The sequence below is a fragment of the Salinivibrio sp. PR919 genome (genome assembly GCF_001995355.1).
GTDB lineage: Bacteria > Pseudomonadota > Gammaproteobacteria > Enterobacterales > Vibrionaceae > Salinivibrio > Salinivibrio proteolyticus.
Window position 1 is genome coordinate 10,333 of the sequence record NZ_MUFL01000032.1, and the last position, 23,652, is coordinate 33,984.

Genomic DNA, 23,652 nt, shown 5'->3' on the forward strand with positions numbered 1-23,652 from the left:
GACTATCGTTCTAATTGCAGGCGATTAACCTTCACAACCCCAGCGTTATCTGTCATTTCCGTATCAAGACGCACGACCTGAATGCCATGTAAACGAGCGAGTTGGTCGAGCCAACGCAAAAGTTGGTTAAATGGCAAAGGCTCGACACCCAATTGGACACTCGCCTCACCGGGCTGCAAGCGGGTAATGGTGACACTAAACTCCCCTGCGCTGGCCGCCACCACTTGGTTTAATGGCTGATTACTGCTGGTTGGTGCGCGACTGCTTGCACCTGACTGTGCGCGCAACTGAACAATTTGCTGATGCTTTTGCTGTACATCACTCAGCAAACGTCTCTCACTCGTGAGCGCTRCTCGGGCATTGTTCGCCTCGGCTTGAATCGGCGCAATGATCCCCCAGTACAAGACACTGAGCAGCATCACCAGTGCAGCCACCATCAATAAACGCTGCTCACGTTCACTGAGCGATTGCCAGCGTGCTTTTAACTGACTCATCATGATTCGCTCCTCAAGGTAAACTCACCACTTACGCTGTCACCATTACGGTTGAGCTGCCCAAGCTCAGTCGTATAGTGTTCGCTTAGCAAGCCGCGCAGTCGCTCAAACTGGGCAAAATCGCTGCCGGAGGCTCGGATCACTAAGACTTCACGTGCTGCTTGATAACGTAACGCTTGCAGGTGAATACCGGGCGTTTTTTCTAGCATCGGCGCTAATTTCGCTAACCAAGGCAAAAGCGCAGCATTGTGTTGCTGTCCTTCAAGACGCGCAATTTCCGCATCCATCTGTCGAACCATGTACGATTGCGTCGGGATGCGCTGGTACTGTGGCAACGTTTGGCGAAAAACAGACTCGCTCTGTGCGCGTAGCGCTTGAGCCTGCTGCTGGGTATCACGAATCGTCAGCCATTGTTCAACGCCCAATAAGGCGCTAATGGCTAACACTAAACAGGCGGCAGGCAATAAAGGTTTGAGCGTTTGCTTAGTCTGGCTTTGTGGCCGATAAGGTCCGGTTAGCAAGTTCGCAGACAGAGCATGACTTTGTGTCGCCAACAGCCCTATCACGGTATCACAGGGATGCCACTTAGCCTCTGCCTCATTCAGTCCACTGACTGGCCAATCAAGGTCAAGATGGGACGGACAATATCCATGCAAGGTGAGTGATGGGGCTTTGTCCTCGTTATCTGCGTCCACCGGATCTTGTTCCAGCGCCTTTTGTTGTTGGTTTCGCCACGCGTGCGCCCAAAAACGAAGCCAGTCACGCGATCCCACCACACCTTGACTGTCATGATGCCGACACAGCCATTGCTCACCCAGTGGCGCTACCGTCAAATGGTTTGTCTGCCACGGCAAACACAGCACATCGGGTAACCATTGCCGCGCATGGATATCTGCATCCGTTAGCGCTTGCTGCCAGGCTTGCATTTTGTCGTGGGCCACGACCGCTACGTGGGCAAGACTGCCCGCGACACTCAAAATACTGACGTGTACCCTGTCCACATCATCGGCCAATGCCTCTTCAAGTAAGTAAGGCACCACTTTATCGCGCTGACGCCGAGAGCCGGGCGGCAAGGTCACCGACCTGAGGGTCACCCAAGTGCTATCCACTAAGATCACCACACGCCGCGTTTGCGCTTGCTCCGTCAAGGCTGACAGATGATCGCATTCACCGGTCGCGGTGACCTGATTGTCACTCACACGCACCTGGGCCCAAAAGATCGGCTGGCTGGCATCACTGATCCTTATTATCAGTCGCTCGCTCACGCATTCCTCCAAAGCGACGACGCACCACAGTTGTGGTGCCATCGTCTTGATAGTGCAATAACGCCTGAATGTGACGTTGGGCAGACGCCACGGTCACATCGGCCTGTAATAAAAAAAACTCGCTGGTCACCGTGAGATGTGGGATCACTTGCTCACGGGCTTTGTCATCGAATTCACTCAGGTTTAACACCGCCATAAAGGCGTCGACATTTTTCCACCCAGCATCAGGGCGCTGGGCGATCACCTGTTTGGCTTGTTCTATCGACAGTGCAGGGGTAAACAGCGCCGCCAGCAAAGGCGCCTGCTTATCCGTCAGTGTATTGACATTGATTTTCAGCTCCGCACTGGGGATCGCACAAACCTGAGCGGATAAACGCTGAAAGACCTGCGCATTGACTCCTTTGACCGCACGCCACTCACTACGATCGGCCAACACGGCATCGGCCGTCACATAGGGAGGACGTAAACTCTCATAGTGGGCATCTTCGGCCCCGAGCGACTGGTCCAGTTGATTGTTTTCATCGACAAAGTCTCGCGTAGATTGGGCAATCACATCCGCTTGGTACTCATCATCGACCCCAYTGCCGACCAAGGCTCTGAGTACCGTCACTTCATAGGGCACCGCACTGCCTAGGGTCGCGCCACGCAGCTGCAAACTATTCAAATTAAAGCAGGCTTGTGCATCTCGTAAGTGACCACTTACTGTGCCACCTTCTAGCGGAAAGCTGCGCTCTTTCTCGGCCCAACTTTGACTTAAATTCACCGTTTCACTGCCAGATAAACTGTCTCGCAGCACCGCTGCGGCAAGCCCTTCGACGGCCATGCCGTACCAATAGGCTTGCTGAAAATGAAGCTGATTTTCAGCGCGGTTGTAATTGGTGAATAACCGCGATGCCATGCTACCAGCTATCGCTGTCATTAACGCCATAATCAACATCACGATCAATAACGCTGTACCACGTTGACGACTCATTCTGCCTCCCGCTGTAGCGCCGCAGGCAGCGTTTGCCCAGCCAATAAATACGTCCGTACTAGCTGGCCATAGCGAGGATGGGTAAAACGCAATTGAATGGCATCGGGCAGTGCGTGAGGGGTATCAAAGCTGCTCTGCCAAGTCCCCTTCACGTTAAAGCGGAAGGTGAGATCATCAATATCGTCCAGCAATGTCATCACCGCCGGTTGTTCACCTGCCGCTTGATCCGGATAGCGCCAACGTAACCGCTCCAACTTACCATCTCGTTGGCGATACCCCACCGCCACCACTTCGCTACGCGGAAAACGATATTGGGGGTTAATCCAACCGGTACGGGTAAAGCGCACGCCCATAGCATCTCCGCCCAGTACCTCTTTACCTGCGGTCAGTAATTGCTCACTAGGGGCTTGGCCATCCATACGCTGGCGTCGCGCGGCCATTTGGCGAAAATCACTGTCCATGATCACCAGTGCACGCTGTAATTGTTGCAGCGTTTCTCCCACTTGGCGCGATTGCTCGTCACTGCGCTGCACCGTCTGTAGTACTTGATACGCAGTCAGGCTAATACTGGCGAAGACCACCAGCGCCAGCAACACTTCGAGTAAGGTAAACCCCTTTTCAGCGCGTGGCGACATAGGTCCTCACGGTTACCAGTGGATTGTCTGTCGATTCTGCCGCTGCAACGGCGAGATCCACCGCTCGCAGTGGTCCCGTGTTAGTCGCAATCGGCGTCAACTGCCACTGCCAGCGCTGCCCCGCCATCTCCGTGGTGCCTTGGGTGGCTTTGTCGGGCACCTTGCCGCTCAGCACTACCTCAGCCAACTGATTGTCAGCCACCATCGCCGCCAAGGTTTTTTGCTCAAGGCGACTTAGTGAGCGGGTATGCTGCCCAGTAGCTTTCATCACACTGAGCGCGGCTACCGCAAAAATGGCCACTGCAACCAGCACCTCCAGTAGCGTCATCCCATGTTGGGTCTTAGGCATCATCCATCCTCCTCGGCACGCTGCCAGCGAAATTGCGCCAATTCATTGGCCTTTAATTGCCACATGGCACGACCGTCGGTTTCGATGGTGAGCGTAAAGGGAGTGATTTCGCCATTCGGTAATAGCCAAATCTGAGGGGGCGCCACGGCGGTTTCTCCGTCTTCTTCAAACATGTTTTCGAACAGCGGTTTGTCTTCAAATAACCGATCCTGCTGCTGCCAACCAAAGCCATCCATACTCAACGCAAAGCGGCTTTGTTCAGGCAAGGTTCCTTGGGTTGCCCAACGATCACTGCTCACCGTTTGCCAGTTTTCTTCGCCTAACTTCAGCAGCTGATAATCATGGTTGTTGATCCGCACCCCGTAAGTCTGTCCTTCCAGCCAACTTTGCTCTGCCCACAACTTAATGCGTTGATACAAAGCTTGGCCGGCTTGCTCGGTCCGGGTATCAACAGGCTCGGGCCACACCATCACCACGCCTGAAGCGCTGACAGCAATAATCACCACCACCAACAGGATTTCGAGTAACGTGAAGCCCGCCGCCTGACGCATGTTATTGCAGCTCGTTCAGGTTCCAGTTACCAATATCTTGATTGATCCCTTCACCGCCTTCTTGCCCATCCGCGCCTAGCGAGAACACATCAATCACACCATGCTCACCTGGGCTCACATAGCGATAGTCATTGTTCCAAGGGTCTTTAGGCAARCGCTTGATATAACCTTGTGCCGGATAGTTCCGTGGCACGGGCTCACTTTGTGGCTTGGTCACAAGTGCATCAAGTCCTTGGTCAGTGGTGGGGTACTGGTTGTTGTCCAGTTTGTACATATCCAGCGCATTTTCGAGCGCGCTAACATCTGCGATCGCCTTTTTCACTGCCGCTTTATCTTTGTTGCCCAATAAGTTCGGGGCGACAAAGCTGGCTAGCAAACCAATGATGACCACCACGACCATCACCTCGAGAAGCGTAAAACCTTGTTGACGACGCATCTTGTTCTCCTTGTTTATTATCATAAAATCACAACCCCACCATGTTATTCATGGCAATAATTGGCATCAAAGTGGCGACGACAATAAAGAGCACCAGACCTGCCATGAGCACGATCATCAGCGGCCCAAACACACCTAATGCCACGTTCACCTGCGCCTCAAAATCTTTATCTTGGTTATCGGCCGCCCGTGTGAGCATGGGTTCAAGTTCCCCACTGCGTTCACCGCTGGCAATCATATGCAACATCATGGGCGGAAAAAGCCCAGATTGATCCAGTGCCACTCGCAAGCTGGCACCTTCTCGCACCTTATCCGCAGCCTCGAGCACTCGGGTACGCACATACTGGTTGGTAATCACCTGTGCGGCGACCTTCATGCCATCCAAAAGCGGGATCGCACTGGCGGTACAAATCGCGAGAGTACGTGCAAAGCGCGATGTGTTGAGGCCACGTGCAACACGCCCCAAGACCGGTAACGACAACTTTTGTTTGTCCCATGCCAGTCGCCGTTGCTTGTCCTTCAGCAATGTACGTATTCCCGCACTGAGTAAGACAAGGCCACCCACGACCCAAATTCCCCATTGAGTAATAAAATCACTGGCGTTGAGGAGAAACTGTGTCGATGCGGGTAAGGATTGGCCGGTTTGAACAAACTGGCCGACGATGTCAGGCACCACGGTCGCCAACAAAAAGGCGACAATCACCACAGAGAAAAACGTCAAAATGGCGGGATAAAGCATCGCTTGTAGTAGGGTTGATTGAATGCGCTGACGATTTTCCACATAGTCCGCCAATCGCTCCAGCACCGTGCCCAAATGACCGGCTTTTTCGCCCGCCGCAATCATGGCACGGTACAGTTCATCAAACACTTGCGGATAATCGGCGAGCGCATCAGCAAGGGTATGGCCTTCCATCACCCGCGCGCGCACACTGGTCATCATACTGCCAATACGCGGCTTCTCGGCTTGCTCCGCCACCGCCCGTAAACACTCTTCCAGTGGCATCGCAGCCTCAATCAAGGTCGCCAATTGACGCGTGATCAATGACAGCTCTTGGGTGCTAATACCGCGGTTGCGAGATGAAAATAAAGGCCGCGACGTCTCGGCCTTTTGCTGGCTACGCTTACGTGTGGTCGCATTGACCACCAATGGCGTCAGCCCTTTGTCACGGAGCTGCTGCCGGGCCTGTCGAGGCGTATCCGCTTCAATCACACCTTTGCGTTTACGCCCTCGCGTATCTAAAGCTTGGTAATCAAACGCCGCCATCAGGTCTCCTTGGTGACTCGCATCACTTCTTCAAGCGTGGTTTTTCCTTGTAGCACTTTGGCCAGTCCGTCGTAGCGGATACTCGGACTCTGTGCGCGCACCGTTTGTTCAATGGCGTGCTCACCCGCATCGTGATGAATCAGTGCTTGCACCTTCTCGTCGACCGTCAGTAGTTCATGAATCCCCGTTCGGCCCTTGTAACCTTTGTGGTGACAACGCGAACAGCCCCCCGCTTTATACAAGGTGACGTTATCGCCAGGCTGAGCCAACCCCACATCCACAAACAATTGCTGCTGGCTAGCATCGGCTTGATAAGGGATACGGCAATCGCTGCAAAGGGTGCGAACCAAGCGCTGTGCTAGCACGCCAAGCAAGGAGGAGGAAAGCAAAAAGGGCTCGATGCCCATATCGCGCAAACGTGTTACCGCACCAATGGCGGTATTGGTGTGTAAAGTCGACATCACCAAGTGACCAGTGAGAGATGCTTGCACCGCGATTTGAGCAGTTTCTAAGTCGCGGATTTCCCCCACCATAACCACGTCAGGATCTTGACGCAGCATGGCACGCAACCCTCGCGCAAAGGTCATATCGACCTTAGGATTAACTTGGGTCTGCCCGATACCGGGAAGATCAAATTCGATCGGATCTTCTACGGTGAGAATATTGCGATCTTCACTGTTAATGGTTTGTAAGCCCGCATACAGCGTGGTCGATTTCCCCGACCCCGTTGGACCCGTGACAAGTAAGATCCCATGCGGTTTATGAATAAGATGACGGAAGTTCTCGTGCAATTCAGGCACCATCCCCAACTGAGCCAAGTCGAGTTGTACCGCGTTTTTATCGAGCAAACGCATCACCACACGCTCACCGTGAGAGGACGGCATAGTCGATACCCGTACATCGACGGCGCGACCGCCGATGCGGACCGAGATGCGTCCATCTTGTGGCACGCGCTTTTCGGCAATATCGAGTTTGGCCATCACTTTGACACGTGATACCAACAAAGGGGCTAACTTGCGGCTCGGCGATAAGACTTCGCGCAGCACCCCATCGACACGAAAACGGATCGACAATGCATGCTCAAAGGTTTCGATATGGATATCCGAGGCACTTTCCTTGATCGCTTCACCCAGCATGGCATTAATCAGCTTGATGATAGGGGCATCGTCCTCGGACTCAAGCAAATCCTCGCTCTGCGGCAACTCTTCAGCCAATGAGAAGAAATCATCACTGTCTGCATCGGCGCCAATGTCAGCCATCAGCTGCTGCGCATCCGCACTGTCTCGCTGATAGAGCACCGTCAATTGCTGCTCAAAATAGGCCTCATCCACGGTTTCTGGCACTAAGCGCGCACCCCATAACCGTTGCACTTCCACCAAGGTCTCAGGAGCCACCGACGGCAAACACAATAGCCGTGCCTGCGACGCATCGGACTGAATTAGAACCCCATGACGACGCGCAAAACCAAACGGTAACTGCCATTTACTCTCTGGCTCGTTCGCGAGTGCGACCGTTCGATCCGTCATCCTGCTAGCTCCGCTTGTAATGCACGTACTTCGGCCGGCATCACCGCATCACTCTTATAATCAGGTAATACAGGCTTTTGCGCATCTGGCATCAATTTGACCCCATCTTGTGCGCGCAGCAGTTGTTCGGCACGGATGTAGTTATACTTACGCTGTGTCACACCATCTGCGGTTAAGCCGGTACGAATAATGGTGGGCTTGATAAACAGCATCAGGTTTTTCTTTTCTGTCCCCGTAGAAGTGGATTTGAACAGATGACCCAACACCGGAATATCTCCCAATAACGGTACTTTGGACTCACTTTCTACAGTACGCTCATCAATCAAACCGCTGAGCACAATCATTTGCTGATCGCCCACCATCACTGACGTGTTTAATTGGCGTTTACCAAAGCGCACATCCACGGCGCCACTGGCCCCCAAGACATTCGACACCTCTTGCTCAATATCCAAGAGCACCGCAGAACCTTCATTGATTTGTGGGGTAACTTTTAGCTTGATACCCACATCTTTACGCTCGACGGTTTGGAACGGGTTATCGTTATTCGAACCGGTCCGTGAACCGGTAATCACAGGGACTTCCTCACCGACAATAAACGACGCTTCTTGATTATCCAGCACCATCAGGTTAGGTGAAGAAAGGATATTGGATTCGTTATTCGAGGCCACCGCAGTCACCAACGCGGTCCAATCTCCCATAATGACCCCGGCGGCAATACCATTTAATCCACCTAAAACTTCATTGAGCGCGGAGTAATCACCTGACTCTTTGATTTCAACAGTTTTTTCTTCACCGTCAATGATCCGCGTTTCGGTACGTGTCCTGTCTTTGGTCGCCTCTAATCCACCGAGATAACTCGATACACCAACTCCTGTATTGGTGAACTGAATGCCACCATTTTCAAGCGAGCCCCACTGGATGCCTAAATTGGCGCCATCAGACTCTGACATCTCTACGATTAGTGCTTCAATCAGTACTTGCGCACGACGAATATCCAGCTGAGAGATCACACTTTCCAAGGTTTTGAGGATATCGGGCGGCGCAGTGATCACCAACGAGTTGGTGCCTTGGTGCGAAGAAATTTGTACCGCTTGCTTTTGGGCACCCGGTTTACTCTTCTCTTCTTTTTCTTTCAGTAAGTTATCTGACACACCTTGAAGAACATCTACCACATCTTCCGCTTTGGCGTAGCGCAGGTAAATGACTCGGCTATTACCTGTGGTCGCCATTTCCTGATCAAGCTGTCTGATCAGCTTTTTCACTCGTTCGCGTACCTTAGGTTCACCTGAGACCAAAACGGCGTTTAAGCGCTCATCAGCGACAAAGCGTGGTTTAAGGAGATCGGGGGCATTATTGGCGTTATCTCGCTCGTTTAACGCTTCAACAATCCGTACCATTTCTGCGGCAGAGGCGTGATCTAAACGCACCACTTCTACCTCTTTATCACCGGCTTGGTCCACACGACGGATAATATCGGTCAAGCGATTCACGACCGCTGCACGCCCAGTAATCATGATCACATTAGCCGGATCGTAGTGGACTACGTTACCCGCTCCCGCATTGTTAATAAGCTGACGCAACAAAGGGGATAGCTCACGTACCGACACATTTTTTACCGCGACTACGCGAGTGACAACTTCATCTCCCACCACACTATCGTCTTCACCGACCACAGGTACCGGTGAGGTTTTGGCATCTTTGTCGCGGACCACTTTAACGACACCATTTTCCATCTCGACCACGGCAAAGCCATACACTTCGAGTACGTTTAAGAAAAACTGGTAGTACTGTTCATCAGTCAGGGTATCGTAACTGCGGACATTGATGGTGCCACGAACCGAGGGATCAACAATGATGGTTTTTTCGAGATTGCGGCCAACGATCTCAATAAACTCCTGAATATCTGTGCCCTTAAAAGAGGCACTAAACTCAGCGGCACCGGCTGGGATACCAGAAAAGAGAAGGCTCGCGGCCATCAGATAGGGGATCAGTCGTTGTTTGACCTTCACGTCACACTCCTATTGCCGCTGACGGCGAATGCTGTGGATTAAAGTTGAATCGAGATGTCATGTTGTTGTCCTTGTCGCTCGATCACCAAGTCAAGCGATCCCTGTTGTTGAATGCGTCCTAGAATATCAGGCAGTGCTGCGGACTGACTTAACGTCAGGCCATTGATAGCGACAGCAATATCCCCTGCCTGTAAGCCGGATTGCTCAAAAAAGATTGGATTGCGTCCCGGAGTGAGGCGAAAGCCCTTTATTTGATCGCCTTCGCGCACTTGTGACAGCTGCACAAAGTCAAATAAGCGTTGCGGGTTCTGGCTAAGCTGCTGCGCTAAGTCGGCAGGCCAGTCAGGGCTGGTCTGCCGCTTGGTCGCCATCGACTTTGGGGGCGTCGACGCATCAGTAGGGGAGGAAAAAACGGTCTGCGGTGTACTATCTGCATCGACCCCTGGCATAAGGAGCGCTTCGCGTCTTGACCCTTGGCGTAATATCACCCGATCGGATAAGACTTGATCGACACTGACTTGGGTCCCTTTCACCTGCTCACCCACACYGTAAGTCACTTGACGACCGCCGTTCGCGATCACGGCCAATGCACGCTTAGGATCGGTACTGGCCACCACGCCAACCAAAGTTAGGCGTAGCCGGGTTTCAGGGACATTGGTTACTGCGTGTTGCGTGGGTTGAGCGGCTGCTTGATAGCGACCAAACAGCTGGGCATTGACGATAGGAGCCAACGAAAAAGGATCCGTCGCAGCGCGAGAGGACGACGCCGACTGGCTTGCTACGGACAATACAGGTGCGGGTGCAGGCGCATAAAACGCCCACACCATTCGCCCAGCCAACCATGCCAGAACGAGGAACAGTAAAATGTTTAGCCACGTCGCAAGTCGTGCCACCTGCTGCGGTGACACAGTGAACGTGCCATGCTGGCGTCCTGCCTTACGCATCATCCCTTCCAAACCAAATTGAGTCACCGAGTGTCCATTGATGGCTTTTTTTACCATCAAGTTCCATCATTAGATTACGAAAAGCTGGGCATACTAGCAAAAACACGATGTGATATTGAGATAATTTTCATTTTTGTCGTAACCCCACATCCTAACCAAGCCAACACATTTAGGTCAGATTGTACCTCGACGTTGTGATACTGCTCTAAAGGAATTTTTGTGCTAATGTCGCCCATCCGGATTGCGCAGGAGTTGAGTCATGAAAACACACGCATCGGCGCCCTTGACGGCAGTCAGGCTAGACAAGTGGCTATGGGCCGCACGGTTTTACAAAACACGGTCAATCGCACGCAACATGATTGACGGTGGTAAGGTGCATTATAATGGCCAGCGCGCCAAACCTAGCAAAATGGTTGAAGTAGGTGCTGAGATCCGACTTCGGCAAGGACACGAAGAAAAAACCATTACTGTATTAGAATTATCAGAGCAGCGTCAGGGTGCGCCGATTGCGCAGACGCTGTATCAAGAAACCCAAGACAGTATCAAACAGCGTGAGCACAACACGGAAATGCGTCGCTTACACGCACACAATCCGCGCCCAGAAAGCCGGCCGGATAAGAAACAACGCCGAGATATTCGTAAGTTTAAACAAGGCATAGAGTAAGGCCGATCCCACTAACCAGGCCCTAAGCCGGAGAGAGATTGCATGTCAAACGATCAACTACACCGTTACCTATTTAAAGATGTGTCTGTGCGTGGTGAGCTGGTCAAGCTCGATGAAACCTATCAACGCATCTTGGAAAACCAAGACTACCCTGCGCCCGTCCAAGCGCTATTGGGGGAGATGCTTGTCGCCACCAGCTTACTCACTGCCACCTTAAAATTTGAAGGCTCGATTACCGTGCAACTACAAGGCGACGGTCCGGTATCACTGGCGGTGATCAATGGTGACCACCAGCAGCAACTGCGCGGTACCGCACGCCTGAAAGGCGACATCAAAGCCGATGCAACTCTACCTGAAATGCTCGGTAAGGGGCAGCTCATTATCACCATCGAACCAGTCGACGGCGAACGCTATCAAGGCATTGTGGGCTTAGACTCGGATCATCTGCAAGGCTGCCTTGAAGACTACTTTGCGCGTTCAGAGCAACTGGAAACGCGACTTTGGTTGCGCACCGGTGAGTTTGAAGGCAAACGCCACGCGGCCGGAATGATGCTGCAAGTGCTACCGGATGGCAAAGGGGACGATAACGACTTTGACCATTTGGCGAAGCTGACCGAAACGGTTAAAAATGACGAATTATTTGGCCTTGACGCAAAAGACGTCCTTTATCGTCTATATCACCAAGAAAGCGTCACCGTTTTCGATCCTCAGTCAGTATGCTTTAAATGCAGCTGCTCACGCGAGCGCAGCGCACAAGCGATAGCCGCGATTGAGCGCAGCGAAATCGATAAAATGATTGCAGAAATGGGCACAATTCGTTTGCACTGTGATTATTGCGGCAGTGATTATGCGTTTGACAGCGTCGATGTCGCAGCCATCTTTGAGCAGAATGCCGATTCATCGTCACAAATGCAGTGAAAAACGTGCTACATATTTAGTTGCATAAAACAAAGAAACCCAACTTAGTTCAAAAGCCAGCATCAAGCTGGCTTTTTTCTTGGTCTCCTCGGACACATCTCACATTTTTTTACGCATTAATTTTGTACAAACAATAAGAGCTCTGTGGGTAGCGCAAACGTTTAACTAAGCGTTACCATAGAGGGAGTCACGTCACCTGGTGGTCAGTACCCTACAATCAAAATAGCCCTAGTGTGCGTGCGGTAATTTTTTGCAGTAACTCCCTGAATGGCACTATTCAGGTTGCTAGCATAAAGACAGTTAACAACATCTTACCCCAAGGAGCACCTATGACTGTCCTGAACGTCGAATCCGAAGTCGCCGGCATCGATCTTTCCCGTCATGGTCTGGAAAATGTCAAAGAAGTCATTCGCAATCCCTCTTATGAACAGCTGTTCGAGGAAGAAACCAAACCTGGGCTGGAAGGCTACGAAAAAGGCGTGGTGACTGAGCTCRGCGCTGTGGCGGTGGATACCGGTATTTTTACTGGCCGTTCACCAAAAGATAAATACATTGTGCGTGATGACACCACCCGCGATACCGTGTGGTGGTCCGATCAAGGGAAAAACGATAACAAGCCGATTGATCACGCCGTTTGGAAAGATTTAAAAGCTTTAGTCACCCAGCAACTCTCTGGCAAACGTCTGTTTGTGATTGATGGCTACTGCGGTGCCAACCCTAACACACGTTTACGGATCCGTGTGATCACCGAAGTGGCGTGGCAAGCGCACTTTGTGAAAAACATGTTTATCCGTCCTACCGATGAAGAGCTAAAAGACTTTGAGCCCGACTTTGTGGTCATGAACGGTGCTAAATGCGTCAACAATAAATGGCGCGAGCAGGGTTTGAACTCGGAAAACTTCACGGTCTTCAATCTTACCGAGCGCATGCAGCTTATCGGCGGGACATGGTACGGCGGCGAGATGAAAAAAGGCATGTTTGCGATGATGAATTATTTCTTGCCCTTGCAAGACATCGCGTCCATGCACTGCTCGGCAAATATGGGCAAAGACGGCGACGTCGCGATTTTCTTCGGCCTATCTGGCACGGGTAAAACAACCCTCTCCACCGATCCGAAGCGTCAGCTGATTGGCGACGACGAACACGGCTGGGACGATCATGGTGTGTTTAACTTTGAAGGCGGCTGCTATGCAAAAACCATTAAGCTGTCCAAAGAAGCAGAGCCCGATATTTACAATGCCATTCGCCGCGATGCGCTGCTTGAAAATGTCACTGTACGCGGTGATGGCCGTATCGACTTTGACGATAACTCCAAAACCGAAAACACCCGAGTCTCTTACCCGATTTATCATATCAATAATATCGTTAAGCCAGTGTCGAAAGGCGGACATGCCAACAAGGTGATCTTCCTCTCCGCGGATGCGTTTGGTGTGCTACCGCCGGTGTCTAAACTGACGCCTGAGCAGACCAAGTATCACTTCCTGTCTGGCTTTACCGCGAAACTGGCCGGCACTGAGCGTGGTATTACCGAGCCGACACCTACCTTCTCAGCTGCTTTCGGGGCCGCATTCTTGACCTTGCACCCAACCAAGTATGCAGAAGTGTTGGTCAAACGTATGGAAGCGGCAGGTGCAGAAGCCTACCTAGTGAATACTGGTTGGAACGGCTCAGGCAAGCGTATTTCGATTAAAGATACCCGCGCCATTATTGACGCTATCTTAGATGGTTCGATTGAGAAAGCAGAAACGAAGACGATTCCTATCTTCAATCTCACCGTGCCCGTCTCACTCGACGAGGTCAACGATGGCATCCTTGACCCGCGTGATACCTATGTCGATCCACTCCAGTGGGAAAGCAAAGCGAAGGACCTTGCCCAACGCTTTATCGATAATTTCGACAAGTATACCGACACCCCAGAAGGGGCTGCTTTGGTTTCAGCCGGGCCTCTGCTCGACTAAATCATCCCACTTACGCCCCATAGCAATATGGGGCGTACTTTTTGCCTAGCAGTTGAATTTAGGCCACTTTTGCGCCAGTCTTAATCCATTCATCGTCACCGTTTCTCGCTCCGATAGGATTTGCCCATGCGCATCCTGGCCAAACTGATTGCCAGCTTGATCATCCTGATTGTCACCGCGCTTTTCGTGGTTGTGGTGCTTTTGCATACCCGATACAGCACACCTGTCTTTAATACCGTCTCCCAGACTCTGTTACCCRGTAAACTCACCGCGGCACAAGTGGGGTATCACTGGCGCTCACCGCTGCAACTGACATTGATTCAACCGGATTATCAAGCCTCCCAAACCGATTGGCATGCGGACAAACTACAACTTTATATAGACCCCGCCACCTTTCCACACATTGCTTGGCTACGCATTGATGGTATGGATATTGACCTTGATGCGCTGGACGCCAACCCATTTCAGGAATTACCTCAAGGGCTGACTATTGGTCGAGTGCTACTAAGTGATGTCACCCTACACACGGGGCACTGGCAAGCCACCAATGTCCGTGCACAACTCGATAATTGGCAAAAAGGCGCCCAAGCCTATGGCACAGTGAAAGGACGAGCACAATGGGAAATAGGCTCGCTTAACGGACAAGGTATCGCCTTAACCCAGTTACTACTGGATGCGAAACCGAGCGACCAAGGGTGGAACATTCTAGGCGCCTCGATGCAGTGGCAACGCGCTGCAATCAGTGCGCAGGGCCATTGGCAACCCGGTACCCTCGCGCTCGAGCAACTCACCATCAGCGATGCGGTGATTGATAGCGAGCAAACCCGCCAGACGCTCGCGCAAGCACTCGCGGCTTGGCCTCATGATACCGTGTTAACCGTCGCCCGCGCCGACGTAAGACAACTCAGCGCAGAAACGCATCCCCTGTCGGTGAACCAGTTAACCTTCTCGGCACAAAATCTTCGTTTCGCACCCGACACGCCTTGGTGGTATCAACCGGCGATGCGATTGTCATTCAACGCCGATTATCTACGCTGGCAAGGCCAAACTTGGGAACAACCGCTGGGCGATATCGAGTGGCGAGATAACACAGTGATCGTCAATCAGCTCACCAGCCAATTGCAGGAAGGCTTTTTTGCTGTGTCTGGCCAATTCGCCCAGAACAATTGGCAAATAGACCGTTTCCAAGCCAACGGTTTAACCCTCTCTCGCCAAGAACTTGCTCCCATTCTAGCCCTGTTACCCGGTATACCGACCCAACTGAGCATCACCAGTTTACAGTTAAAGCATAACGAGTGGCTCAACTTATCCCCTGACTTTGCCACCAAAATCAGTGGTATTGATGTGGATGGCCAGTCTCTTGAGATCCGCGACGGCGAGCTGGTCAATGGTCTCATCACAGCCAGCGCCAACCATGCAAGTATTAACCAGCAGTGGCTCGCAGAGCCCTACCTGCGTCTTGAGGCTCATGATCGCAAGCTTCAGCTACACCAATTTTTACTGGGGTTTCCCGATGGCCAACTGGCGCTATCTGGACAGATCAATCTCGCCGCACCAAGCCGACCTTGGTCGCTGGCCGTTGACGGTTTGCAAATTCCCTTGTCCATTTACCATGCTTGGTTTGAGTGGCCATTGCCGCTAGATGGCTTTCACGATATTGAGGGGCAATGGTCAGGATTGGCAGGAGACGCACACAGCTTTAAGGTGGGGTTGAACGGTCAATTAGCCGTGACTTTCCTCGACAGCGCAGCGGCGCAAACAGACCCATCTGTGGACGAGCCATGGTCTATTCGGCTTGCACACTGGTTGAAAGGGGAGACTGTTCCGCCTGAGGAAAGCCGCTTAGTTCCGCTACCCTTTGCATCGCTGACGCTCAATGCCGATCGCGGTGACATTCGCGCCACGCTCAGCGGCGAGCAAACCCTGTCACTTCGCTGGCCGATTTATCAAGCGACAGAGCCTAACGTCGGCGAATAAAGCGCTAACGCAGCAGAGCCAGTTGCGGGGCCGGTTGCGTGGTTGCCGCATCATCCGATGGCAGTAAAACATAAGTGCCCGTGAACACCCCAGCCTGTTCGTCACCACTGAAAAACGCCACTTCTAGCGTCACCCGCGCTCGACGCCCGTTTTCGAGTCGGTCTAGATCGCCGCTTAAACTGTCTAAAGACACGCTGGCGCGGGGACGCTCTGCCACCGGACGACGATAGCGAATATGGCTGTCTGCGAGCACAATATCAGCACTCAACTGGCGCTCTTTCATCAGCAACCACACCATGCCCCAACCAGCGAGCGTGGCAAGACTGAAAATGCTGCCTGCAAACATGGTGTGATGCGGGTTTAAGTTGGCATTGAGGTTAGCGCACACTTCGAAGCGATAACCGGTAAATTGATTGATTTTGACCCCCATTTTGTCACTAATGGGGATCTGGTGCTGCCAACGCCTTTGCAGTTCAGCGCACCATTCAGGTCGACGCACCACATCCGACAGTGGGTCTAAATGCTTCACCATTTGTTGGTGTCGGATAGGGCCACGCTCATCACTCAACTCACCTTGGCTAATGAATTCATGCTTGGCGTAAAAACTGACCGCGTCCTCACGCGCATTACAGACTAAGCGCTTGGCCCCTTCTTGGCGCGCTAAGGACTCTAACGCCATCAGCACCAACGCGCCCAGACCTCGGCTGCGATAGTCCGGTGAAACCGCCATATAACGGATTTGACCGTCGTTATCTGGGGTCAGATACAACCGGCCAATCGCTACAGGCTCGCCATTGCCATCGACAATCATTCGATGGCAGGCACTCACGTCATATGCGTCGCGCTCAGAGCCACGCGGGGCATGCCAAGGCTCGCGTAGCATGCGATAACGAAAATCGTAATAACGCGCCAGATCTTGCTCTGTTTGTGGCGTCACCATTCGGAACATGCCTGTCTCTCCCTGTTAGGCTGGTTAAACCTGAAGCCAAAATGTGACCGGTCCATCATTGACCAAACTCACTTTCATGTCTGCGGCGAACTGCCCAGTTTGGGTCTGAAGCCCCGCTTGGCGACAGTGATCACAAAACAAATCGTACAAACGCGCCGCCTCTTCCGGCGCCGCGCCTGAAAAGCTCGGCCGCATCCCTTTTTTAGTATCCGCTGCAAGGGTGAACTGCGAAACCACCAGCAGCTCGCCTCCAGCCTGAGCAACATTGAGGTTCATTTTGCCGGCATCGTCTTCAAATACCCGATAGCCAGTGACTTTGTGCGCCAGTTTGGCAGCCTGCGCATCGGTATCTCCTTTTTCTACGCCTAATAGCACCACCAGCCCTTTGCCGATGGTACCGAGGGTATTGCCCTCAACCGTGACGTTCGCTTCACTCACGCGTTGAATTAAGGCGATCATAACGCTCCTTATTGTCTTCATTTTCAATCACAGCAGGGACAGGTTTGTCTCGCGGCGCCGCATCCCCTTGGGGACGCCACAGTGCTGACTCATGCAAGGTGGCTGTCACTTGCGCACCAAACAACACGATGCACCAACTAAAATACACCCAAACAAATAAAATCGGCACCACGGCCAGTGCACCGTATATCAGCTGATAGGAAGGAAAGTGCGTGACGTACAACGCGAACACTTTTTTGCTCAATTCAAACAAAATGCTGGCAGCTGCCGCGCCCACTAACGCATGGCGTAATCGCACTCGGGTATTCGGCACCAGCGTATACAGCCCCATAAACGTGAGCGTGGTTAATACAAAGGGTAATCCACGCAGCAATGTAGTAAATAAATCACTGGCGACACCGCTTTGTAAGAGCGATAGCGACGTCAAATACGAGCTCAAAGCAATACTGGTACCAATCAAGATAGGGCCCAGTGTCAGCACCATCCAGTAAATTGAAAAGGCGATCATCATTGGTCGCTTGGTCTTAATCTTAAAGGTGTGGTTCAAACTTTTATCAATGGCAGAAATGAGCATAATGGCGACCACGAACAAAAAGCTGACCCCCACCGCGGTCATCTTGCCCGCATTGGCGACAAACTCATTGAGGTAATGCGCGACGATTTCGCCCGCCGCTGGGACGAAATTATTGATCACAAATTGCTGCAGTGTTTCGCCCACTTGCGAAAAGCCGGGAAAACTCGAGAACGCAGACAGCACCACAGTGACAAGCGGGACCAAGGACAACAAGGTGACATAAGCCATATAGCCGGCACTCACAGTGAGCCTATCTTCTCCCATTCGTTGCCACAAATGACGAACCATGGCCTGTAGCCAGTCACGTGAGCATTGCCACGAGGGCATGTCACGCAGCGGATTATCGAGCATACCTTGTTCCTAACCTTGTGTTAGCCTTACGCTTATTCAGTGTACATGATTTATAACCAAGGAGTTGCCTGTGCGGGCCGTGCTACTATTTTTGACCAGTTTAACCCTGCTAACCGGCTGTCAGTCTGCCTATTACGCCGCGATGGAGCAAGTCGGCGTTCATAAGCGCGATATCATGGTCGATCGTGTTGAAGATGCCGCCAGTGCGCAGCAAGAGGCACAAACCCAGTTTAACGACGCGCTTGAAGCATTGACCGCATTGACGCAGTTTGATGGCGGCGAGTTACAAGCGGCTTATGATACGGTCAATAAGCACTATCAAAAAAGCGAAGCAGCAGTGACTCAGGTGCGTGACCGCATTGATGCCTTGGACGCTGTGGCGCAGGCCTTATTTTCCGAGTGGGACGAGGAGCTGGCGCTATACACCAATCCACGCCTCAAACGCGAGAGTGCCCAGCGTTTGCGAGCCACACAAGCCGAGTATCAGCGCTTGTATGATGCCATGCAACGCGCCGAACGCACCATGACACCCGTGCTAAATACGCTGCAAGATAACCGCTTATATCTGAAACACAATCTGAATGCACGCGCCATCGGTGCACTCCAAGGCGAATTCAAAAATCTCGCCGGCGATATCGATCGCGCTATTGCCGATATGCAGCGTGCCATTCAAGCATCCGATCGGTTTATTCAAACCCTTAATTAATCCATAGGCACAAAAAAAGGCACCCGAGGGTGCCTTTTTGACGCTTCGCATTCACGATTTAGCCTTTACGGCCTGCACGCTTACGCTCAGTTTCAGTCAGTAACTTCTTACGAATACGGATGCTTTCTGGTGTCACTTCCACCAGCTCATCGTCATCGATAAACTCAAGCGCTTGCTCAAGGGTAAACTTGATGGCAGGTGTCAGTACCTGTGCATCATCGGTACCAGACGCACGCACGTTGGTCAGCTGCTTACCTTTCAAGCAGTTAACTGTCAGATCGTTAGAACGGTTGTGAATACCGATGATTTGACCTTCGTACACTTCATCACCGTGCTCAGCAAACAGACGGCCACGCTCTTGCAAGTTAAACAGAGCATAAGTCAGTGCTTTACCCGCCGCGTTAGAAATCAGTACACCGTTAACACGTTGACCGATATCACCGCCTTTAAATGGGCCGTAGTGGTCAAACGTGTGATAAATCAAGCCAGAGCCCGAGGTCAGGGTCAAAAACTCAGTCTGGAAGCCAATCAGGCCACGAGACGGCATCATAAAGTCCATACGGACACGGCCTTTGCCGTCTGGCAACATATTGGTTAATTCACCTTTACGCAGACCGATGTTCTCCATCACGCCGCCTTGGTGCTCTTCCAGTACGTCAATGGTCACGGTTTCAAACGGTTCCAGTTTTTGACCATCTTCTTCTTTGATGATCACTTCTGGACGTGATACCGCAAGCTCGTAGCCTTCACGACGCATGTTTTCGATCAGGATAGATAGGTGCAGCTCACCACGACCAGATACGCGGAACTTATCTGGGTTATCCGTTTCTTCAACGCGCAGTGCAACGTTGTGTACCAATTCTTTTTGCAAACGCTCAAGAATGTTACGCGACGTAACGTATTTACCTTCCAGACCCGCAAATGGCGAGGTGTTCACTTGGAAGGTCATGGTCACCGTTGGCTCATCGACGGTCAACGCTGGCAGCGCTTCTGCATTGCTTGGATCGCAGATGGTATCTGAAATTTTCAGCTCGCCAAGACCGGTGATAGCAATGATGTCGCCCGCTGTCGCTTGCTCAACGTCGTTACGCTCAAGGCCCAAGTAGCCCAGTACGCCACCTACTTTACCGTTACGCTTGCTACCGTCGGCGCTAACAATGGTCACCTGTTGGTTAGGCTTCACCGAGCCGCGAGTAATACGACCAACACCGATAACGCCTTTGTAAGAGKTATAGTCCAGCTGAGAGACTTGCATTTGGAATGGGCTGTTGATGTCAACATCCGGCGCTGCAACGTTATCAACGATCGCATTGAACAGCGGTTCCATGTTCTCGCCTTCGGTGGCTTCGTCTAGGCTCGCCCAACCGTTTAGTGCGGATGCGTAAACCACTTGGAAATCTAGCTGCTCGTCGGTCGCACCCAAGGTGTCAAACAGATCGAATACCTGATCCATCACCCAGTCAGGACGCGCACCAGGGCGGTCAATTTTGTTGATAACCAAAATTGGCTTCAGACCGTGAGCAAACGCCTTTTGGGTGACAAAACGCGTTTGTGGCATTGGGCCGTCAACCGCATCAACCACTAGCAGCACAGAGTCAACCATCGACATGATACGCTCTACTTCACCACCGAAGTCGGCGTGTCCTGGAGTATCGACGATGTTGATGCGGTAATCATTCCAGTTAATGGCGGTGTTTTTCGCCAAAATGGTGATGCCACGCTCTTTCTCAATGTCGTTCGAGTCCATGACACGCTCTTCCACTTCACCGCGGGTTGCTAGCGTGCCGGACTGCTGCAGTAGCTTATCCACTAGCGTGGTTTTACCGTGGTCAACGTGGGCAATAATGGCGATATTTCTCAATTTATCAGTCTGTAAGTTGGTCATGGACTCTCTTTTCACTCGATAGACGGGGGCGCGCGCCGAACCTTGGGTTAAACACACCTACCACGACGGTGCCGCCACCTGATTAAAAAAACGGCCGTAATGTACCAGATTTTGTCGCAAAACCCACCTAAATATGTGAATCAGCGCAAAGACAATGACGGACTCTTGTGTTCACACTGGTGAATTATTAAGCAAATACAAAGGCTCAGTGAGAAAAAGACCAAGATGAATTTTTAAAGGCAAACCACACTCTCACCGCCATTTGTCTGCTATAACTTCGAGGGCTGCACGGCTGTCGTGCGAATCCAACACCACTGCCAAGTTATTTGCACCATAGTAATGCATTGATGCACAATAATGGTGCATACAGACAGTGTTTCGGTGCCCATTACTCGTCGCGTTGCCCGTCAATGGGGCAATTAGCTCGTTTAAAATTGTTGGCACAGTTTTCGCTTTGTACTGTGCAAGGAGCAAACCCAGCTTACCCTTTTATTTTGACACCGGAGGTTATTTCACATGTCAGTAGAAAACGTGCTCGCATTGATCCAAGAGAACGAGGTGAAATTCATCGATCTGCGCTTTACCGATACCAAGGGTAAAGAGCAGCATGTCTCTATTCCTTCACACCAAATCGATGCTGACTTTTTCGAAGAAGGCAAAATGTTTGATGGCTCATCCGTCGCCGGTTGGAAAGGCATCAACGAATCAGACATGATCATGATGCCTGACCCAAGCTCAGCCGTGCTGGACCCATTTACCGAAGAAAGCACGCTCAACATTCGCTGTGATATTCTCGAGCCCTCAACCATGCAAGGCTACGAGCGTGACCCTCGCTCGATTGCGAAGCGCGCCGAAGACTACATGCGCGCAACTGRCATTGCTGATACTGTCCTGATCGGTCCTGAGCCAGAGTTTTTCTTGTTCGATGACGTGAAATTCGCCACCGATATGGCCGGCTCTTTCTATAAAATTGATGATGTCGAAGCGAGCTGGAACTCAGGCTCGGCGTTGGAAGGCGGTAACAAAGGCCACCGTCCAGGCGTAAAAGGCGGCTACTTCCCAGTTGCCCCTGTGGATTCATCACAAGATATCCGCTCTGCCATGTCATTAGTGATGGAAGAAATGGGCCTCGTGGTTGAGGCGCACCACCACGAAGTGGCAACTGCAGGACAAAACGAGATCGCAACCCGCTTTAATACCCTGACCACCAAAGCGGACGAAATTCAGATCTACAAGTATGTCGTGCATAACGTCGCCCACGCCTTTGGTAAAACCGCGACCTTTATGCCAAAGCCACTGGTTGGTGATAACGGCTCGGGCATGCACGTACACCAATCACTCGCGAAAGACGGTCAAAACCTGTTTGCCGGTGACAAGTACGGTGGCCTATCCGAAACCGCCCTTTATTACATTGGCGGTATCATCAAGCATGCGCGTGCCATCAACGCCTTTGCCAACGCTTCGACCAACTCGTACAAGCGTCTGGTTCCTGGTTTTGAAGCGCCTGTCATGCTGGCTTACTCCGCGCGTAACCGTTCTGCGTCCATCCGTATTCCGGTGGTGCCGAGCCCGAAAGCACGTCGTATCGAAGTCCGCTTTGGCGATCCATCTGCGAACCCATACCTGTGCTTTGCTGCGATGCTGATGGCTGGTCTTGACGGGATTAAAAACAAGATCCATCCAGGCGATGCGATGGATAAAGACTTGTACGACTTACCCGCAGAGGAAGCGGCAGAAATTCCAACCGTTGCCGAGTCTTTGAAAGAAGCCTTGCAAGCCCTTGACGCCGATCGTGAATTCTTGACGGCCGGTGGCGTGTTCTCGGATGACTTCATCGACTCTTACATTGGCCTAAAAGCCGGTGACGTGGAGCGTATCCAAATGACCACGCACCCTGTTGAGTTCGAACTTTACTACTCAGTGTAAAGCGCCCACCAACAGAAATTACGGCCCACCTCGCAGGTGGGCTTTTTTATGCTTGAGCCCGCCTACTGCCGTTTTACACTCAATGTTTTACAGTGACGAGGCACAACAAACATGAAATGGTTTCTCGTAACTTGGTTGCTTATCACACTGCCTTGTGCAGCCACCAGCGTCTATCAATGGACTGATGCGAAGGGGGTTTTGCATCTCAGTGATACGCGGCCGGTTGGCGAGATGTCGGTCACTGAGCATACGGTGACATCCTTTACGCCATCCACGCCGCCTGTCTCGCCTTCATCAAACCTGACGCCTGCCGCCTCCTCAACCGAGCCGGACGTCGCGGTGGCGCTCTCACTCACTCACCCTGTAGAAGGTGCGACCTTGCGCAGCAATCCCGGTAAGCTCACAGTCTCGGCATCAGTCCGCCCCGCCCATGCATCCACAGAGTCGGTGATATTGCTCCTCGATGGTGCAAAGGTAGCGCTTTCTCCCCAGCAAACCACACAGCAAGATCAGCGAACGTTGCATTGGCATATCGAGCCGGTCGATCGGGGCACTCACACGGTGCAAGTTCAATACATTGAAAACGGCAAGGTTATTGCATCATCTCCCGTTCATCGTTTCTTTTTGCACCGAGCACATCTCAATCAACCGTCGCGTCAGACGCACTAGCGACGCGGTTATCGCCTGATGACAACCGGTTGAGTTCACAAAGCCACTGACGGGGGCTGCACGGTGTACAGAGTTTGATTACACTCAATGCACCATTGTAGTGCAAACAAGGATTCAGCCGAACATGATGCCAGGGCAACTGTTCGATCATCTGCTAACGGCCATTGTCG

The 23,652-nt window shown here is 52.0% G+C and carries 22 protein-coding genes; 7 read left to right on the top strand and 15 right to left on the bottom strand.

Annotated features, from left to right (window positions below):
* Nucleotides 1–2: 2 nt before the first annotated feature.
* From BZG83_RS08050 to gspC, 11 genes are all read right to left on the bottom strand, one after another.
* A complete protein-coding gene (locus tag BZG83_RS08050) occupies nt 3–497 on the bottom strand; it encodes a type II secretion system protein M (RefSeq protein ID WP_077480042.1) in 495 nt (164 codons plus the stop codon).
* Nucleotides 494–1,759, bottom strand: coding sequence for a type II secretion system protein GspL (gene gspL, locus BZG83_RS08055; RefSeq protein ID WP_198536720.1), 1,266 nt, complete (start codon nt 1,757–1,759; stop codon nt 494–496). The genes BZG83_RS08050 and gspL overlap by 4 nt, the downstream gene beginning before the upstream one ends.
* Nucleotides 1,728–2,732: a type II secretion system minor pseudopilin GspK gene (gene gspK, locus BZG83_RS08060; protein ID WP_077480044.1), complete on the bottom strand. Its 1,005-nt coding sequence runs from the start codon at nt 2,730–2,732 to the stop codon at nt 1,728–1,730. The genes gspL and gspK overlap by 32 nt, the downstream gene beginning before the upstream one ends.
* A complete protein-coding gene (gene gspJ, locus BZG83_RS08065) occupies nt 2,729–3,367 on the bottom strand; it encodes a type II secretion system minor pseudopilin GspJ (protein ID WP_077480045.1) in 639 nt (212 codons plus the stop codon). The genes gspK and gspJ overlap by 4 nt, the downstream gene beginning before the upstream one ends.
* The gene (gene gspI / locus BZG83_RS08070; protein ID WP_069591266.1) at nt 3,351–3,716 is read right to left on the bottom strand and encodes a type II secretion system minor pseudopilin GspI; all 366 of its coding nucleotides are present in this window, start codon (nt 3,714–3,716) and stop codon (nt 3,351–3,353) included. The genes gspJ and gspI overlap by 17 nt, the downstream gene beginning before the upstream one ends.
* Entirely contained in the window at nt 3,716–4,267 is a 552-nt protein-coding gene (gene gspH, locus BZG83_RS08075; RefSeq protein ID WP_069591229.1) for a type II secretion system minor pseudopilin GspH, read from the bottom strand. The genes gspI and gspH overlap by 1 nt, the downstream gene beginning before the upstream one ends.
* 1 nt (nt 4,268) lies before the next feature.
* Entirely contained in the window at nt 4,269–4,727 is a 459-nt protein-coding gene (gspG, locus tag BZG83_RS08080; protein WP_077480046.1) for a type II secretion system major pseudopilin GspG, read from the bottom strand.
* Between the two features lie 4 nt (nt 4,728–4,731).
* Nucleotides 4,732–5,967: a type II secretion system inner membrane protein GspF gene (gene gspF / locus BZG83_RS08085; protein WP_077480047.1), complete on the bottom strand. Its 1,236-nt coding sequence runs from the start codon at nt 5,965–5,967 to the stop codon at nt 4,732–4,734.
* Nucleotides 5,967–7,493, bottom strand: coding sequence for a type II secretion system ATPase GspE (gene gspE / locus BZG83_RS08090; RefSeq protein WP_077480048.1), 1,527 nt, complete (start codon nt 7,491–7,493; stop codon nt 5,967–5,969). Before gspE ends, gspF begins: the two co-directional genes overlap by 1 nt.
* Nucleotides 7,490–9,469, bottom strand: coding sequence for a type II secretion system secretin GspD (gene gspD, locus BZG83_RS08095; RefSeq protein ID WP_077480060.1), 1,980 nt, complete (start codon nt 9,467–9,469; stop codon nt 7,490–7,492). The genes gspE and gspD overlap by 4 nt, the downstream gene beginning before the upstream one ends.
* A 71-nt stretch (nt 9,470–9,540) precedes the next feature.
* Entirely contained in the window at nt 9,541–10,503 is a 963-nt protein-coding gene (gene gspC, locus BZG83_RS08100) for a type II secretion system protein GspC (protein WP_077480049.1), read from the bottom strand.
* 202 nt (nt 10,504–10,705) lie between these two features.
* Between gspC and hslR the strand changes: the two genes are divergently transcribed.
* The 4 genes from hslR (at nt 10,706) to BZG83_RS08120 (ending at nt 15,963) form a co-directional block, all read left to right on the top strand.
* Complete coding sequence (hslR, locus tag BZG83_RS08105; protein WP_077455747.1) at nt 10,706–11,110, top strand: ribosome-associated heat shock protein Hsp15; 405 nt, start codon at nt 10,706–10,708, stop codon at nt 11,108–11,110.
* A gap of 42 nt (nt 11,111–11,152) precedes the next feature.
* Entirely contained in the window at nt 11,153–12,028 is an 876-nt protein-coding gene (gene hslO, locus BZG83_RS08110; RefSeq protein ID WP_077480050.1) for an Hsp33 family molecular chaperone HslO, read from the top strand.
* Nucleotides 12,029–12,357: 329 nt separating this feature from the next.
* Nucleotides 12,358–13,986 (top strand): phosphoenolpyruvate carboxykinase (ATP), encoded by a 1,629-nt coding sequence (gene pckA / locus BZG83_RS08115; protein WP_077480051.1) that lies wholly within the window; start codon nt 12,358–12,360, stop codon nt 13,984–13,986.
* 126 nt (nt 13,987–14,112) lie between these two features.
* Nucleotides 14,113–15,963 (top strand): AsmA family protein, encoded by a 1,851-nt coding sequence (locus tag BZG83_RS08120; protein WP_077480052.1) that lies wholly within the window; start codon nt 14,113–14,115, stop codon nt 15,961–15,963.
* A 4-nt stretch (nt 15,964–15,967) separates the two neighbouring features.
* Here the strand turns inward: BZG83_RS08120 and BZG83_RS08125 are convergent, their stop codons facing one another.
* Genes BZG83_RS08125 through BZG83_RS08135 form a run of 3 tightly spaced genes read right to left on the bottom strand, consistent with a single transcriptional unit; the run spans nt 15,968 to nt 18,296 of the window.
* Complete coding sequence (locus tag BZG83_RS08125; protein WP_077480053.1) at nt 15,968–16,912, bottom strand: bifunctional GNAT family N-acetyltransferase/hotdog fold thioesterase; 945 nt, start codon at nt 16,910–16,912, stop codon at nt 15,968–15,970.
* A 24-nt stretch (nt 16,913–16,936) separates the two neighbouring features.
* Complete coding sequence (dtd, locus tag BZG83_RS08130; RefSeq protein WP_069591243.1) at nt 16,937–17,371, bottom strand: D-aminoacyl-tRNA deacylase; 435 nt, start codon at nt 17,369–17,371, stop codon at nt 16,937–16,939.
* Entirely contained in the window at nt 17,343–18,296 is a 954-nt protein-coding gene (locus tag BZG83_RS08135; protein WP_077480054.1) for a virulence factor BrkB family protein, read from the bottom strand. The genes dtd and BZG83_RS08135 overlap by 29 nt, the downstream gene beginning before the upstream one ends.
* A 70-nt stretch (nt 18,297–18,366) precedes the next feature.
* On the opposite strand from BZG83_RS08135, the gene BZG83_RS08140 reads away from it, so the two are divergent.
* Complete coding sequence (locus BZG83_RS08140; RefSeq protein WP_077480055.1) at nt 18,367–19,002, top strand: DUF2959 domain-containing protein; 636 nt, start codon at nt 18,367–18,369, stop codon at nt 19,000–19,002.
* 58 nt (nt 19,003–19,060) lie between these two features.
* Here the strand turns inward: BZG83_RS08140 and typA are convergent, their stop codons facing one another.
* Entirely contained in the window at nt 19,061–20,887 is a 1,827-nt protein-coding gene (gene typA / locus BZG83_RS08145; RefSeq protein ID WP_077480056.1) for a translational GTPase TypA, read from the bottom strand.
* A 516-nt stretch (nt 20,888–21,403) separates the two neighbouring features.
* Between typA and glnA the strand changes: the two genes are divergently transcribed.
* Together glnA and BZG83_RS08155 are read left to right on the top strand one after the other, a co-directional pair.
* Complete coding sequence (glnA, locus tag BZG83_RS08150; RefSeq protein WP_077480057.1) at nt 21,404–22,813, top strand: glutamate--ammonia ligase; 1,410 nt, start codon at nt 21,404–21,406, stop codon at nt 22,811–22,813.
* A 111-nt stretch (nt 22,814–22,924) separates the two neighbouring features.
* Complete coding sequence (locus BZG83_RS08155) at nt 22,925–23,482, top strand: DUF4124 domain-containing protein (RefSeq protein ID WP_077480058.1); 558 nt, start codon at nt 22,925–22,927, stop codon at nt 23,480–23,482.
* Nucleotides 23,483–23,652 lie beyond the last annotated feature (170 nt).

Coding starts and splice junctions, on each gene's coding strand:
- BZG83_RS08125 (WP_077480053.1), bottom strand. CDS start 16,912: ATGTTCCGAATGGTGACGCCACAAACAGAGCAAGATCTGGCGCGTTAT.
- BZG83_RS08135 (WP_077480054.1), bottom strand. CDS start 18,296: ATGCTCGATAATCCGCTGCGTGACATGCCCTCGTGGCAATGCTCACGT.
- gspD (WP_077480060.1), bottom strand. CDS start 9,469: ATGGCCGCGAGCCTTCTCTTTTCTGGTATCCCAGCCGGTGCCGCTGAG.
- gspJ (WP_077480045.1), bottom strand. CDS start 3,367: ATGTCGCCACGCGCTGAAAAGGGGTTTACCTTACTCGAAGTGTTGCTG.
- gspE (WP_077480048.1), bottom strand. CDS start 7,493: ATGACGGATCGAACGGTCGCACTCGCGAACGAGCCAGAGAGTAAATGG.
- gspI (WP_069591266.1), bottom strand. CDS start 3,716: ATGCCTAAGACCCAACATGGGATGACGCTACTGGAGGTGCTGGTTGCA.
- gspH (WP_069591229.1), bottom strand. CDS start 4,267: ATGCGTCAGGCGGCGGGCTTCACGTTACTCGAAATCCTGTTGGTGGTG.
- hslR (WP_077455747.1), top strand. CDS start 10,706: ATGAAAACACACGCATCGGCGCCCTTGACGGCAGTCAGGCTAGACAAG.
- gspF (WP_077480047.1), bottom strand. CDS start 5,967: ATGGCGGCGTTTGATTACCAAGCTTTAGATACGCGAGGGCGTAAACGC.
- dtd (WP_069591243.1), bottom strand. CDS start 17,371: ATGATCGCCTTAATTCAACGCGTGAGTGAAGCGAACGTCACGGTTGAG.
- BZG83_RS08155 (WP_077480058.1), top strand. CDS start 22,925: ATGAAATGGTTTCTCGTAACTTGGTTGCTTATCACACTGCCTTGTGCA.
- hslO (WP_077480050.1), top strand. CDS start 11,153: ATGTCAAACGATCAACTACACCGTTACCTATTTAAAGATGTGTCTGTG.